This window comes from Candidatus Peregrinibacteria bacterium (assembly GCA_016699755.1).
In the GTDB taxonomy this organism is placed as follows: domain Bacteria; phylum Patescibacteriota; class Gracilibacteria; order CAIRYL01.
On sequence record CP065009.1, the window covers coordinates 790,304 to 805,102 of the forward strand.

The window sequence follows — 14,799 nt, forward strand, 5'->3', positions numbered from 1 at the left end:
GTTGTCATTGCGGAGACAATTTACAAGCCCCAGAAACTCTATCACCCCTTTTCCGAAAATATTTCTCGTGCATACCACTCCACAAATTTTTCCATTCCTTGTCGCAAACTCGTTTTTGGCAAAAACCCAAGTTTTTCCCGAGCGAGAGTAATATCCGCATTCGTGATAGTTACGTCTCCCTGTTGGAAAGGAAGTTGTTGAATAATCGCTTTTTTTCCGAGAATATTTTCAATAAGTGCAATAAACTCGTTCAGAGTTGTCACCTCAGCATTTCCGAGATTAAAAACACCATACGGCTCAGAAAAATGATCGAGTGCAGACATAACCCCAGAAACAATATCGTCGATAAAGGTATAATCACGGGCAGTTGTTCCATCACCAAATTTTGGGAGTGGCAATCCACGGGCAATGCGATCGGTAAAAAGGTACGGCGCCATATCGGGTCTTCCTCGTGGACCGTATACGGTAAAAAATCGGAATCCTATGGTTTGCAAGCCATGAGCAGAAGAGAAAATATAGGCATCATTTTCGTTCGCTAATTTTGTTGCCGCATACGGAGAAACAGGGCGGAGGAATTGACTTTCTCGAAAGGGAATGTCTCGACAATCGCCATACACAGAACTGCTACTCGCATAAATAACTTTTGGAATAGCAAAACGTCGTGCAGCATCAAAAACACGAAGGGTTCCACGAATATTCACTTTTTCCGTCAAGAATGGATCTTCTAAACTCGCTCGAACTCCCGCTCGCGCCGCAAGGTGAATAATGGCGTCAAAGTGCTCTGAAGCGCAGAGATCGCCAAGGAGAATGACATCGAGAATATCTCCTTCTACAACTCGAAAATTTGTGGGGAAGTTTTTGAGTACATCAGCAGTATTTTTTCGTTTTCGGCGACTATCATAATACTCGTTGAAATTATCAAGTCCTACGACAGAATCTCCTCGGGAACACAGTATGTGACAAATATGAGAACCAATGAATCCGGCAGAACCGGTAACGAGAACACGCATAAGAAAATGGAAAAACCGAGAAAATAGTAGCGGATTGAGAGAATGAGGAACAAGATACTTTCCTTTTTTCTTCTCTCTTTGTCATTGTGAGCAATCCCAATCTATCGGGAGGATGCAAAAATCCAGAATATATTTTTCTTGTTAGTTTCTCCCTATTCCCACATATTGAAATCCAAATTCTCGCATCTGCAAAGGATGAAACATATTGCGTCCATCTATGAAAATATCTCCCTTCATAAGCCCTACGATACGTTTCATATCCAAATTCTGAAACTCACTCCATTCCGTAAGAAGAAGAACCGCGTCTACTCCTTGCACGGTAACATACGGATCTTTTGCACAAGAAAAATTCTCATGAGAAACTTCTCGTGAAATATTGTTCATTGCTACAGGATCAAAGGCACGAACCCGTGCGCCCAATTCCAGAAGACGATTGAGAATTTTGAGTGATGGCGCTTCACGAATATCATCGGTATTTGGCTTAAACGAAAGTCCCAATAGGGCAATGGTTTTCCCAGAAACGTCTGGCAAGAGAGAAAAGAGTTTTTCGAGAAATACCTCTCTTTGGGTCTCATTTACCTCACGAACAGATTCGAGAATGCGAAAGGGGGTTTTTGCCTGCTCTCCAGAGAAAAGAAGACCCGAAACATCTTTAGGAAGACAACTCCCTCCATAACCCACGCCAGCACGAAGGAATGATGACCCAATGCGCGGATCGCACCCCATCGCCTGAGCAACATCACTGACATCTGCTCCTACCGCATCACAAAAACGAGCGATTTCATTCATAAACGAAATTTTTGTCGCCAAAAAACAATTCGCAGCATACTTTATGGTTTCTGCCGTTTGTGGAGAAACACGAAGAAAAGGAGTATTCGAGCAAAGAAATGGCGCATAAATTTCTCGCAAAATCGCTTCAGAAGTGTCTGAGGTTGTTCCCGCCAAAATACGATCGGGGTGCAGAGTGTTTTCAATAGCACATCCTTCTTGTAAAAACTCGGGATTACTCACAACGTCAAAGGAAATAGTATCGCCCTTCCCACGAGAAGCAATTTCAGAAGCTACAATAATTCGACATTTTTCAGCTGTTCCGGGAGGAACGGTAGATTTATTGACGAGAATTTTCTCTCCTTTCACAAATTGTCCAAACGTTTTGGAAATGGCAAATACCGCAGAAAGATCTGGTTCATGCCCAATAGAACATGATGGTGGAGTTCCCACAGAACAAAAAACTGCCGAGGCAAATTGCACCCCCTCCTTGGCATCTGTTCCAAAATAGAGTCGTTTTTCTGCAATATTTTTCCGTACCAATTCCGAGAGTCCTGGCTCAAAAAACGGAGTTTTTCCTTCCTGAAGAAGCGCTATTTTTTGGGCATCAATATCTATGCACAGTACTTCATGCCCAACTTCCGCGAAACACACTCCTGTCACAAGCCCTACATAGCCCGTTCCAAAAATGGTAATTCGCATGTGATATGGAGATATCAATAGGACATTGTAAAATATTCTTTCAAAAAAAGAAAAATTATTTTCTTGCGAAAAAAAAGTGATTTTTGACAGAATTTTCTTTGCGTCTTTTTGTACGCCATTTTTCTTTTTGGTTTTTCAGAAATGGAAACAACACCTTGGATCTGGATGGATGGAGTATTTATAGAATGGGAAGACGCAAAAGTGCATGTTATTTCCCACGCACTTCACTATGGATCGGGGGTGTTTGAGGGAACTCGATTTTACGAAACCCCAAAAGGACCCGCTATTTTTCGCCTCAAGGATCACACAAAGCGCCTCTTTTACTCTGCTTCTACACTTCGGCTTCCCATTAACTTCACAGAAGAAGAAGTAAATGCAGCAACAATCGAAACGGTTCGGAAAAACGAATGCCTCTCAGGATACATTCGTCCTCTCGCCTTTTTTGGAGAAGGAAAAATGGGGCTTCGCCCACAAGGAGCCACTCCGCATCTTATTATCGCCTGCTGGCCATGGGGGAAATATTTGGCAGATCGCCCTATCCACGTGAAAATTTCAAAATATATCCGCATTCATCCAAAAAGCCTCATTGCTGATGCAAAAGTCGCTGGACACTATGTGAATTCTATTCTTGCTACACAAGAAGTGGGAGATGAAGACTATGATGAAGCACTTCTTCTTGATTTTGAGGGAAATATTGCAGAAGGTCCCGGAGAAAACTTTTTTCTCGTCAAAGATGGAGGTTTGCACACCCCCCTGCTCGGAAATGTGCTCAATGGCATTACGCGAAAATCTGTTTTTCAAATTGCACAAGATCTTGGGATTTCGGTATCGGAACGGATTATTCACCCAGAAGAAATTTGGGAAGCAGACGAAGCCTTTTTTACAGGAACAGCGGCAGAAGTTACCCCTATTGGAACGGTCGACAGAAAACCAATTGGGAACGGAGAAGAAGGAGAAATGACAAAGAAAATTCGAGAGATCTTCTTCAGTGCTGTTACCGGAAAAAACCAAAAATACGAAGAGTGGCTCACTTTTGTATAGGACTCATTCGCTCCATTTCTATTCCCCTCTTTACTGGGGGGAATATTTTTTGTTCGCTTTCTCATCACCTATTCTTCCTTCTTTTTCTTGTTTGAAATTCCTTCCCACGCAAGATCGAAGAGTACTTTCATTGCTTCGGATATTTCCCGACTCTCAATGATCACCCCTATCTTTTCACTTCCAGAAGCAATGGCAACTTTATCATCGTAAAACATGAGCTCAGGAAGCCATTTATACTTTGTTCTATCAACAAGACGTGAATCACGAAAATCTTCAATATCTCGTGCCTGACGGAGCTTTCCAAAATTCGTGTCTGGATAAATAGCACGGACGAATATTTTCTTCTGTTTTCGCCGAGAATAATAGTGTTCAAAATATTCTGGAAGATACTCATTTCTGTTCTCAAAATTTGTCAGTGTTCGAATTGGTTCTTTTGCAAAGAGTGTGTCTTCATAAATCATTTTCAATCCTTCTGCTCCCTCAAAAAAACCAACTTGGGGACAAGAGGTCTCTTTCTGTTTTATACTCTGGAGTTCGGGAATAGCTTCTGAAAGAAGTTTTTCTTTCTCTGCGTATTCTGCCAACATTTCATTTTTTCCTGCCTCAAGAATACGAAGGAGGCTTTCTGGAGGAACCGGTTGATAATTTGTTATGTTTCGACTTTGGTGTTTTCGTGCAACTCCTTTTTTAATAAGTGTTTCCGCCAAAAATTGAACACTACTCCGCGGAAGTCCAAGTTTTCGAGAAAGCACAGAAGCTGGCTGATCGCCGATAGCAAGCATTTCAAGATACAAACGAATTTCCTTTTCATGAAGACCAATAGCTTGTAGGGCATTGATCAAAAAATGTTCTCTACTACTTTTCATATTCTAAAAGAGAAAGATAGTGGCGATTCACTCTATTTTTGTCACCGCGTAAAAGCAAGATTCTTTTTTTATTGAACAAAATATATATTCAAAAGAGAATAAAATTCTGAGCGAGTAAGAAAAACATATTGACCAAAGTTTTTGGGAACACTTGGGGGAGAAGCTTTAGAACGAGCAATTGCAAAAATATCATCGAGAATATTTTTTGCTTCAGAAAACGGAAGAAGTTCACGAGAGAGATTGTCGTAAGTCACTATTTCTTCCGCGATATCGTAAGGCGAGGGTGAGATGCTTGAAAAATGAGGATCATCCATAAAATGAACAGCGATAAGAGATCGAACTTCGTTCCATTCTGGAAAAAGTTCTCCCAAAAGAACAACTGCTTCTGTTTTGGTAACAAGGCGATTCATATCAAGGGATTCCTGTTTTTCTGCAGAAAGCTGTTCTTGCATCCTAAGAGCATGAAGAGCTGGAGAAACCCATTTTTGAGAAGAAATCGAAAGATCTTTTTGCGCTGGAATTGAAACCGTTGAAAATCTCTCCGAAAGCCCACTTAGTGTACTTAAAAGATCATCGGAAGAACGCTCTGGGTGCTGAAACTTTTCGCGTGCATACATTCCTGTCATAAAAGCGGCCGCTTGAGATGTTCCGGTTTTTGCACCGTATTTTCCATCGGGGAGCGTGCTCAACAGTTTTGCAGGAGCACTTGCATCTACCCAAGTACCATAGGTGGAGGACTCTCGCCTCCCTCCTTGGAGGTTGGCAGAAGAAACCGCATAAACTTCTGAATATGCGGCTGGATAAAATTTATGTTCATCTCCAGAATTTCCTGCGGCAGAAACAATAACACCACCAGTTTGAACAAAATTTGTGATCGACTTATGAAGGAGTGACGATGGTTCGGCAAAACCAAAGCTCATGTTTATCACGTCTACCTTTTGTTCCTGAGCATACGCTAACGCACGCAACACACCCGATAATCGCAATCCGTGTTTTTTATCCGCAATTTTGAGGGGCATAATCTTTGTTCCAACCGAACTCACCCCTCTCATAGAAGACATGGGAGTTTCGTGCGCCACGATAATACCAGAAATATGAGTACCATGCCCAATATCATCGGAGACATCTGAATTCTTTGAGAGAAAATTCCATCCAGAAATATCATCTATAAGCCCATTTCCATCATCATCTTTTCCGATTCTTCCGTTTTTCTCGACTTTATTTTCCCAAATTTCCCCAGAAAGAGCGGGGTGAAAGGCATCAATACCACTATCAAGCACGGCAACAATGACAGTGGGAGCCTCTCTCTCTTTCAACGGAAGGTCATTTTTTTGAGAAAAAGATGGAGATAATTCAAAGCTATCTTCTGTAAAAAAAGCCCCCTCCTGATTCTCTTCTGCCACAGAAACAGATGGAAGGGATTGATATTCGGCAACCATTTTTGAAGCAACACCTTTTTGTCGACTCGTTAAAAGAAGAGTCTCCCCTGTTTTCGTTTCAACAAGAATTTCTGAAGTCTCAGAGGGCGAAGTCTCCGCCTGAAAAATATCTGCTAAGAAATTTCTATTTTTAGCCATGCTCACCGTTTTTCCGGTGAAGAGAGATTCCGAACGAATGACTTCGAACTTTTTATGGAGAGAAGCCATATCATCAGAAATGGTATTTTGAGAAGTACTTTCAGAATAAAAAAGAAGAAGAAAGAGAAAAAGTGCTGTTACAAAAACAAAAAAGAGAGCAAATTTTGCGCGAACACCCTGAAGATATTTCATATATTTTTGAGAAAAAGAATATTATTTTTATTTTTTAAAATTCATTTCATAGTACTATTTTTAGAAGAAAAAATCAAAGAAAACTGATAAAAAAAACAATTACATACACATAACAAAAAATAATATTTTTCTATCTATTTTTATTAATATGCATATTAAAATACATAAAAATAAATAAATATCATTTTTTTACATTTATACTATTCATTACATGACCAGTTTTGTGAAAATAATATTTTTTTTTAAGAGCAATGGATTTTTATCATTTACAAAATGGCTTTATAAAGTAAAAAAAATGAATTTTCAAAAATAAATAATAGTGCAAAAACATATAAAATATAAGAAGTATGATGGAGTTCTGCGTATAGTACGGTGTTGGAGATTCTTGTTTGCCTATTGTCATACAGATAGTAGCTTTCAATGGCACTGGCAAGCACTATTTCTCTTTTATCTTCCTTTTCTCCCTTTTTTTTCTTTTACCCTGTTCTTATGAGGCGTCTCTGGCGATCTCTGCTCGGCACATGGACAGCGCTTGCTGTAGTGCTGAACATTATCGGTAGCTCGGTACTTGCGCCCATCGCAACTGCCGATGATACCACGGTTGTACAAACAACCGAAACAAACTCGGGCATATTCACTGCCCCAAATCTCGGCTCTCTATTTCTTACCGATGAGGGGGAAACAGAACCTTCTGAAGAGACAACAGGTACCGAAGAAAACACCGGTACAGAACCTTCTGAAGAGACAACGGGTACCGAAGAAAACACCGGTACAGAACCTTCTGAAGAGACAACGGGTACCGAAGAAAACACCGGTACAGAACCTTCTGAAGAGACAACAGGAGATGGAACTTCCCCAACAACGGAAGACTCCAATACCGCGGAAAATTCTAGCGGAGGAAATATCTCTGGTGGATCATCTCCAAAAACCCTCAGCATTGATGGGGAAGAATTTAAGGTGCAAACAAATTTTGCTCCCGTTTTTGAGGCAGCACACGAGTGTAATGACGAATGCAATGGCACATCATACTCATTAACTTCTCAAAAAACGTATAATCCTTCTTCTGCATGGGACAATGATCAGATTACTTTCTGTGAATCACGTGATTTGGAAATTCCTTCGCAAATTGATGTAACCCAAGGAAACGCAGGAAACCACTGGGCAAACATTACGTTTCAAATAAACGGAGGAAACCCTATTAGTTGTTTATATCAGGGTGGATCAGCTCAGTCACATCCGAATAATCAAATTGAACTCGATAAAGGAATGTTCTGGAATACATTTCAAGGATGTTTCGAAAATTACAATGGTGCTGTTCCTCCAAACCAAACTCCAACTGGAGATACGGTTGGATCAACTATTACCGGAGTAACTGGTATTTTGTTGAATCTAAACGGAGACAATCAACAACCAGCAAATGCCACTCCTATTACGGAGGGGACCGTTACTATTACCAATCAGACATCACAATGCCCCGCTCGATACGACTTTGGAGATGCGCCAGATTATGTTCCTGCTCCTATTACGTGTAGTGGTGAAAACTGTTCCGACTCTACCGGAGGCGAATATAATGGTGCATTTGGAACCTTTTCAAAACCAAGCCATGACAAAGAAGGTCATGATAGTGATCCTCTTGGTCCACAGTACAAAACATTGCTCGCCAATGATGGAGCGCGACATATTGTTTTTCCAGAGTTTCACCTTGGAAACACTATCGACTATGAAGAGAATGGTCAGCCAACCATGGGGGCAGATGGTGATGATGAGACTCTCGTTGGAATAACAGCAGATCATGCCGTTATCGATGATGAAGACGGAGTAGAATTTACGAGTAGACTCATTGCCGGACAAACCGCTACCGTTACAGTAAATGCTTCTGCAAGCGGATATTTGAACGCTTGGATCGATTTTGAGCGTGATGGAAGGTGGGAGAAAAAAGACCGTATCTTTAAGGGAAAACTCCTTGATGCCGGCGATAACTTCCTCTCTTTTGAGGTTCCAGAATGGGCAAAGTATAACATCTCTACCTACGCCCGTTTCCGCTTCAGTTCAACCGAAGTTTTGGATGCCAATGGAGAAGCTCCCGATGGAGAAGTAGAAGACTATCAGGTGAATCTTGAGACCGGTTACTGTGGAGATGGTGCTGTAAACCAAGTATGGGAACAGTGTGATTCCGGAGGAGAAAGTGGATTTGGTGCAGATGGAAATCACAAAAAACGTTCCTGTACCGATAAATGCCAAAATGCCGATAGCAATGTCTGCACCGACCTCACACTTGCCCGCGTTGTTTTGACAAACGGAAAAAACTGGGGAAATGGTGACATGAGCACAGATATTTACCTTGGAGATGATGAGTATCCTGTTCCTGCTGGAACATGGTTTCCTCTCTATCTCAATGGAGAATTCTTTACTGATGCGCCTATGACAGGAAACTACGATAACGTTCCTGGACTCGCAGTAGAAAGAACAGTTGACGCAGAACAGGGAAGCACTGTTCGTCTCATGCTCTACGGAGAACACGAAGGAAGCGGCAATAAAGAATATGCCGAAGGACGTATTGAGTTCTGGCCAACACAGCCAAAAGGACAGCGTAATACTGATGCCGAAACAAAAGTAGAAAAGCCCTTTAATGGGAGTGGAAAAGGACTTTTTAAACCGGAGGATGACGAAATTTCGCTTCACGAAAACAGCTCACTTTTTTCGCTTACCGTCAATAAAAAAAGCGACAGTTTTTATACCGACTATGACCCTTCTGGCGCATGTATGATTACTATTGCTGGATGTAAATGGGATGATACCGATGGAAATGGGGAATGGGACGAGGGCGAAGAAGGAATTCCAAATTGGAATCTTCTTGTTTCTCCAAAATTGTATCCAGAAGAACCAGTAGTAGATCCATGGGATCAATACTTCATTCCAAGCGGATACATAGGTGGTGGTCATAGGGACCACGACAACGGAGACGATGACAATAATAATGACACTCCCGAGGGATATTACGAAATCAAAACAGATGAGAATGGATGCTATGAGATTGCTGTAGAAAAGGGAGACTATATCGTTACCGAAGAAGAACGCGAGGGATGGACACAAACCTTCCCCAACGATAATGGAGAACAATGCTTCGGAGGAGACAAGAACGGAGAAGATCAGCATGAGTGCCAAAATGAATATCCTAGCTCCTGTTTTGTTTCTGAATATGAGGATTATACAAGATGCGACTTTGGGAACCGACCTCCACTCGATTACGGAGATGCGCCGGTTCGTAAGCATTGCTCCTCAGATGCCCTTGAAATACAAAGCGATGAAGAGCTTTCCGCTTTCTGCAAAGGAGATGATCAAGAAAAGGAAGAAGGAGATGCTCCACAGTCCGATACAAAGTTTATTTTTTTGGCAAATGGTGAATCAGAGGTAACAACCGATAATCATCATCGGAAAGAAGAAACATCTGGATATCCAACGCTTTTTGAACAAGATGGTGCACGACACCTTTCGAGTGAGCTTTACCTCGGACGAAAAATTGATACAGAACAAGATGGACAACCAACCTATGGAGCAGATGGAGATGATGAAAATGAAGGAATCTCCTCTTCTGAAGAAGATGAAGCATGGGGAGAATACGATGACGATCACCACCACTCATCCGATGATGAAGATGGTGTACGATTCATCACTGCACTTATTCCCGGTTACAATGCAAAGGTAGAAGTAGAGGCAACAGCAGATGGATACCTTGATTCTTGGGTCGATTTCAACCGAGACTTTGACTGGGATGACGAAGGAGAGCAGATTTTTACAAGCGAACCAGTAGTCAAGGGGAAGAATATTCTTTCCTTTATGGTTCCTGCTGATGCAAAAACGCGAACAACCTACGCTCGCTTCCGCGTCAGCTCTGAGGGAGGGCTTTCCCCAAGAGGAATTGCCTATGACGGAGAAGTGGAAGACTATTCTGTAGAAATTACGAAAGAAGGATATTGTGGTGACGGAAAAATGAATCAGGTTTGGGAACAGTGCGACGCAGGAGGTATCTCTATCTTCTCTGTCGATGGATACAAAAAAACCTGTAACGACAAATGCCAATTCGAGCAAGACGAAGAGTGTCGCGATCTTTCGCTCGCTCGCATCGTTACGGAAAACATTGAAAACTGGGACGACGGAGACGCAGATTCACAAATCTTCTTGGGGCAGGACGACACTTCTTTCCCTGCTGGAACGTGGTTTGCGCTTCACTTTGAAGGACATTCCTTTGAAGACCCTGCAATGATTCCAAATATTTACGAAGATGTCCCCGGTATTGCCGTTCAGAGACAAGCAGGAAAACTCCTCACCATGCTCCATGGAAGTCATGATGATGGAAAAGAACACGTTGAAGGAGCTATTGAATTTTGGCAGGCAACTCCCCTCTCACAATACAGTGAAGAAGATCAGAATAAGGTAGAAAATCCGTTTGACGACTCTGGTATTGGTGAATTCAACCCTGAAGATGATGAGCTTTCTATCTCTGAAAACCGATCAAACTTCTGGCTCACTACCAAGCATGCGGATGACAGCTTCTGGACGGAATATGATTCATTCCATTGCCAGCAACCAGATGACACTGGTGATGACGATGATAGTACCGGAGGAACAACTGGTGATGACGATGATAGCACCGGAGGAACAACTGGTGATGACGATGATACGTCCTCAAACGACCAAGATGCAGATGGTGTTCTTGATGATGTTGATAATTGTCCACTCAATTCCAATAGCGATCAGTTGGATACAGATAACGATGGACTCGGGAATGCGTGTGATCCTCACCCCGAGTCAGAGTGTACTGAATGCGCTACTAGCTACGATATGATGTCTCCTTCTTCACAAGGAGTAGCAGACGACTTCCTGTTCTTTTGTGAGGCAAAAACGCTTCTCATTCCTCAGAGTGTAAGTGTTACTTCTGGAAGTTCCGTTGGACAAACCGCTTGGCTTTCGTTTGACCGTGACGGTACCCCCGTAACCTGTCGTTACAATGGAACTGAGTCTGGAACAACGTTTGAATTTGAAAAGTGCTTTGAAAACCTCTTTAGCACAACTTCTATTGAAATTCCGGCAATAACTGTCTTCGCAAGTGATGGAGAAGAGACACCAACAAGCGATGTTGCCGGTGGTCAATTCACCACTACAGTTATCTCATTCGCAGTCAGTAATGCAGGAGCAGGTGTAGAAGGAGCAATATCTCTTGAAAACGTTGGGGAATGTCCTATCTTAGAAACAAATACTGGTGGAGGTACTTCAACGACCGGTGATGACGATGATAGCACCGGAGGAGGAACGACTGGTGATGACGATGATAGCACCGGAGGAGGAACGACTACCGTTTCCTCAGCATCAACGGGCGGATCATCTGGCGGAGGGCAAGCTTTTTGTAGCAATCCTCCGGTCATTTCAAACGTCTTCCCAATAAAAAATGGAGTCTATCACAACCTCAGTGAAGTATCTTTCGAGGTTACGAAAGATGCAAACCAGTCGAAAATTGTTATAAAAATAGATGGAGAAGAAATTCCCGTTACCGTTACCGATAACGGCGATACATTCCTCGTTACCGCAGATGTTTCCGAGCTCAATTTAGCGGGAGATGTTCTCATCAATCTCTACGCTCCAGCGCCCCATCCTCTCTGCTGGAAAAATGCTGTTTATCTCGTAACTGTTGATCCAAATGCCACTGAAACTGATGACGGAAAAGTATTTAACGAATCCGATTTTGAGAGTGGCGCAAACGGAGAACTTTTCTCAGAAGACAGTGTCCAGAAACTCCAAGACCTTGGTATTGTGAATGATGGAGACTACAACGAAGACGATGCGCTTACTCGAGCTGAAGCCGCAAAAATTATTTTCGGCGCTCTGGGACTTTCTACTGAAGGAGTAGAAGTTACCGAACAGCTCTTCCCCGATGTTCTTATGAATCATTGGATTTCTCCCTACCTTCAAATTTTGAAAGGAAAAGGAATCGTCAATGGATATGGTGATGGGCTTTTTCGACCAGACAACAATTTGAGCCGAGTAGAAGCCTACAAATTGCTCTACAAAGCAACAGGAAAAGATGTTAATGAAATTACCGAAGATGCTTCCTGCTCAGACCTTGAGGCATCTGCATGGTACCTTCCTTACATTCGAACTGCTTTCTTTGATGGAATTCTCATCACAGAATCAGACGGACTTGTGTGCAAACCTCATGCGCTTATTACTCGCGGAGAATTTGCCAATCTTGTAGTTCAGTTCTTTGATCTCTAAAGCAAAGAAACCATATTACAGTAAAAAAAGAGGTGCCAAATGGCACCTCTTTTTTTGAAGAACACCTGAAGAACTGATCATCTTTTCTTTGCAAACAGCTGATCTCTCGATTTTCTAGAAAAAAGGAGAAAAAAATGGTATCTTAGAGAGATAATAGCCCCAGAAAATGATTGATCCAGAAAAAAAAGAAAATGAAAGCCTTTTCCAAAAAATGATGGAAGAAGAGGTGAACAATGTAAAAAATAAAACACACACAGAAGAGGCAACAAAAAAACTGAAGAAGTCACAGAAATTAAAAAAAGGAGAAAAACGAAGAGTTTCACCAATTGCCCTTTTTATTGGAGTTTTTCTTCTCTTTCTTATTCTCATCGCGCTCCTCATTTTTCTCATTTCCTATCGAGGAAGCGACAATCCTGTTCTTCAATTCTTTGGGCAAGACGAATACTCCGTTCGTGAGTTTCTCAAGCAAGTAGTCAATGCATCATTTGGATTTCTCTCTGTTATTCTCCTTCTTACCATCTCTATTTCACTCTTTTTCGGACTTTCTCAGCCAAAAGAAAATGCTGGCAAAAAACGAGCATCTTTTCTTTTTTCGCTCTCCTCCTTTGGGCTTCAGATTATTACCATTATTGCATGGATTGGCATGTTTGAATATGTGAGCGCCATCTCTGTTCCTCCGCCACCAGAACAAGAAGAAATTGCCATGAAACTCCCCAACGGAGAAGTGCTTTACCCTCCCATTGCTCCCGAAAAAACGGAATTCCTCGTTGCACCAGTTAATATTGATTTTTCTGCAAAAAATATTGTCGCGGCTTTCGAAAGACAAGGAAGTGCTATTCGGAGTATTGAATGGGATCCCACTGGAGAGGGAAAATTCATTTCTGAAGGTCTCACCCCATCATTTCGTATCACAAAAACAGGAATACGAACTGTTTCTTTGCGAATCCTTTTTGAAGATGGCAACGAACTCGAAAAAAATATTTCCTTCACTATTCCACAAGGAACATTCCAGGCAAATCCAAGCACAGGAGGAATACCACTTGAAGTGGAATTTGATGCGAGCACTATTTCTGAAGACATTCCCGATGTGGAATATTTTGAATGGGATTTTGATGACAAAACCAGTATTCAGGAAACACGGGGACCGAAGGTACTCCACACATTTGAACGCATTGGAAACTATGAAATCGTTCTTCATATTTTTGATCGCTATAACAGAGTCTATACATTTTCCAAAACCATAACGACCACCAAAAAACCAGACAACATAGTACAAGCCCATATCGAAACCATTCCTCAACTTCCCGAAAGAGGCTCAACCATTACCACTGGAACGGAAATTGAATTTTCTGGGGAAAAATCCGAAAGCATTGAAGGGAGTATCACAAAATACGAATGGTCTTTTTCTGACACCTCAAAAACACAATCACGAGCAAGTATAAAGAGAAAGTTTTCTTCAGAAGGTTTTATAGAAGTCACACTTACAACGCAAGATTCCGCAGGAAACATCGGAAAAAGCACCATTGGATTTACTGTTGTTCCAGAGCCAAGTAGACCCGTTCCCATCATTACAACCCTTCCAAAAGCAGAAAATAGTGTTATTCGAGGTAGAGTTCCACTCCTCGTTTCATTTGATGCGAAAGAAACACTCGATACCGATGGAGACGTCGTGAGCTATGAATGGGATTTTGACGGAGATAAGAAGACCGATATTATCGGAGAAAATGGAGAATATACATACCGTATTCCAGGAAAATATGTCGCCACTCTTACCGTTCAGGATAAAGAGGGATATGTAGAGCAAGCAGAACAGCAAATTGAAGTTGATGCCCAAGAAATGCAAGCCGCTATTCTCACCACACCCGATCCACCAAATACGGAAGTTCCCTGTGAATTTCAATTTGATGGATCTCCCTCGTTTTGTGGAAACGAAACATGCCGTATTGATGCCTATAATTGGGATTTTGGAGATGGCAACAAAAATCAGTTTACTTCAGCAAAAACAGCGCATGTTTACCGAAAAATTGGTGCTTTTCCAGTTGTACTCACCATTTTTAGTGGAGAAAAAACAGCTTCTGCTAACAAAACTGTCTATTGTCGCGAAAGAGGACTTCGTGCCTGCTTTAATGCTACACAACTCAGCGGAAAAACACCTCTTTCTGTTCGCTTTGATCCAACATGTTCAGAAGGAGGCGTTATCACCAATTGGCAATGGGATTTTGGAGATGGCACCACAAGTGACGAACGCATTCCATCGGAACACGTTTTCCAAAAACCCGGACAATATTCGGTAACGCTCAGTGTAACAGATGAAAACCAGAATATCGATCGGCAAACCGCAACAATTTATGCGGAATAGAAGGTGTTTGCAGA

7 protein-coding genes are annotated in these 14,799 nt (G+C 41.9%); 3 read left to right on the plus strand and 4 right to left on the minus strand.

Annotation, left to right across the window (positions count from 1 at the left end; translation table 11 throughout):
* Positions 1-41 precede the first annotated feature (41 nt).
* Entirely contained in the window at positions 42-1,010 is a 969-nt protein-coding gene (locus IPN35_03550) for a GDP-mannose 4,6-dehydratase (GenBank protein ID QQS58652.1), read from the minus strand.
* Positions 1,011-1,151: 141 nt separating this feature from the next.
* Positions 1,152-2,480: a UDP-glucose/GDP-mannose dehydrogenase family protein gene (locus IPN35_03555; protein QQS58653.1), complete on the minus strand. Its 1,329-nt coding sequence runs from the start codon at positions 2,478-2,480 to the stop codon at positions 1,152-1,154.
* A 141-nt stretch (positions 2,481-2,621) separates the two neighbouring features.
* On the opposite strand from IPN35_03555, the gene IPN35_03560 reads away from it, so the two are divergent.
* A complete protein-coding gene (locus IPN35_03560) occupies positions 2,622-3,521 on the plus strand; it encodes a branched-chain amino acid transaminase (GenBank protein ID QQS58654.1) in 900 nt (299 codons plus the stop codon).
* A gap of 68 nt (positions 3,522-3,589) precedes the next feature.
* On the opposite strand, the gene IPN35_03565 is transcribed toward IPN35_03560, so the two are convergent.
* Together IPN35_03565 and IPN35_03570 are read right to left on the minus strand one after the other, a co-directional pair.
* Positions 3,590-4,387: a hypothetical protein gene (locus IPN35_03565; GenBank protein ID QQS58655.1), complete on the minus strand. Its 798-nt coding sequence runs from the start codon at positions 4,385-4,387 to the stop codon at positions 3,590-3,592.
* A 68-nt stretch (positions 4,388-4,455) separates the two neighbouring features.
* Positions 4,456-6,156 carry a S8 family serine peptidase gene (locus tag IPN35_03570; protein QQS58656.1) on the minus strand — a complete coding sequence of 567 codons (1,701 nt, stop codon included), beginning with the start codon at positions 6,154-6,156 and terminating at the stop codon, positions 4,456-4,458.
* 489 nt (positions 6,157-6,645) lie between these two features.
* Between IPN35_03570 and IPN35_03575 the strand changes: the two genes are divergently transcribed.
* Both IPN35_03575 and IPN35_03580 read left to right on the plus strand, forming a co-directional pair.
* Entirely contained in the window at positions 6,646-12,426 is a 5,781-nt protein-coding gene (locus IPN35_03575; protein QQS58657.1) for an S-layer homology domain-containing protein, read from the plus strand.
* A 166-nt stretch (positions 12,427-12,592) separates the two neighbouring features.
* Complete coding sequence (locus IPN35_03580; protein QQS58658.1) at positions 12,593-14,785, plus strand: PKD domain-containing protein; 2,193 nt, start codon at positions 12,593-12,595, stop codon at positions 14,783-14,785.
* The last annotated feature ends 14 nt before the right edge of the window (positions 14,786-14,799 follow it).

Coding starts and splice junctions, on each gene's coding strand:
- IPN35_03555 (QQS58653.1), bottom strand. CDS start 2,480: ATGCGAATTACCATTTTTGGAACGGGCTATGTAGGGCTTGTGACAGGA.
- IPN35_03575 (QQS58657.1), top strand. CDS start 6,646: ATGAGGCGTCTCTGGCGATCTCTGCTCGGCACATGGACAGCGCTTGCT.
- IPN35_03580 (QQS58658.1), top strand. CDS start 12,593: ATGATTGATCCAGAAAAAAAAGAAAATGAAAGCCTTTTCCAAAAAATG.
- IPN35_03565 (QQS58655.1), bottom strand. CDS start 4,387: ATGAAAAGTAGTAGAGAACATTTTTTGATCAATGCCCTACAAGCTATT.
- IPN35_03550 (QQS58652.1), bottom strand. CDS start 1,010: ATGCGTGTTCTCGTTACCGGTTCTGCCGGATTCATTGGTTCTCATATT.
- IPN35_03570 (QQS58656.1), bottom strand. CDS start 6,156: ATGAAATATCTTCAGGGTGTTCGCGCAAAATTTGCTCTCTTTTTTGTT.
- IPN35_03560 (QQS58654.1), top strand. CDS start 2,622: ATGGAAACAACACCTTGGATCTGGATGGATGGAGTATTTATAGAATGG.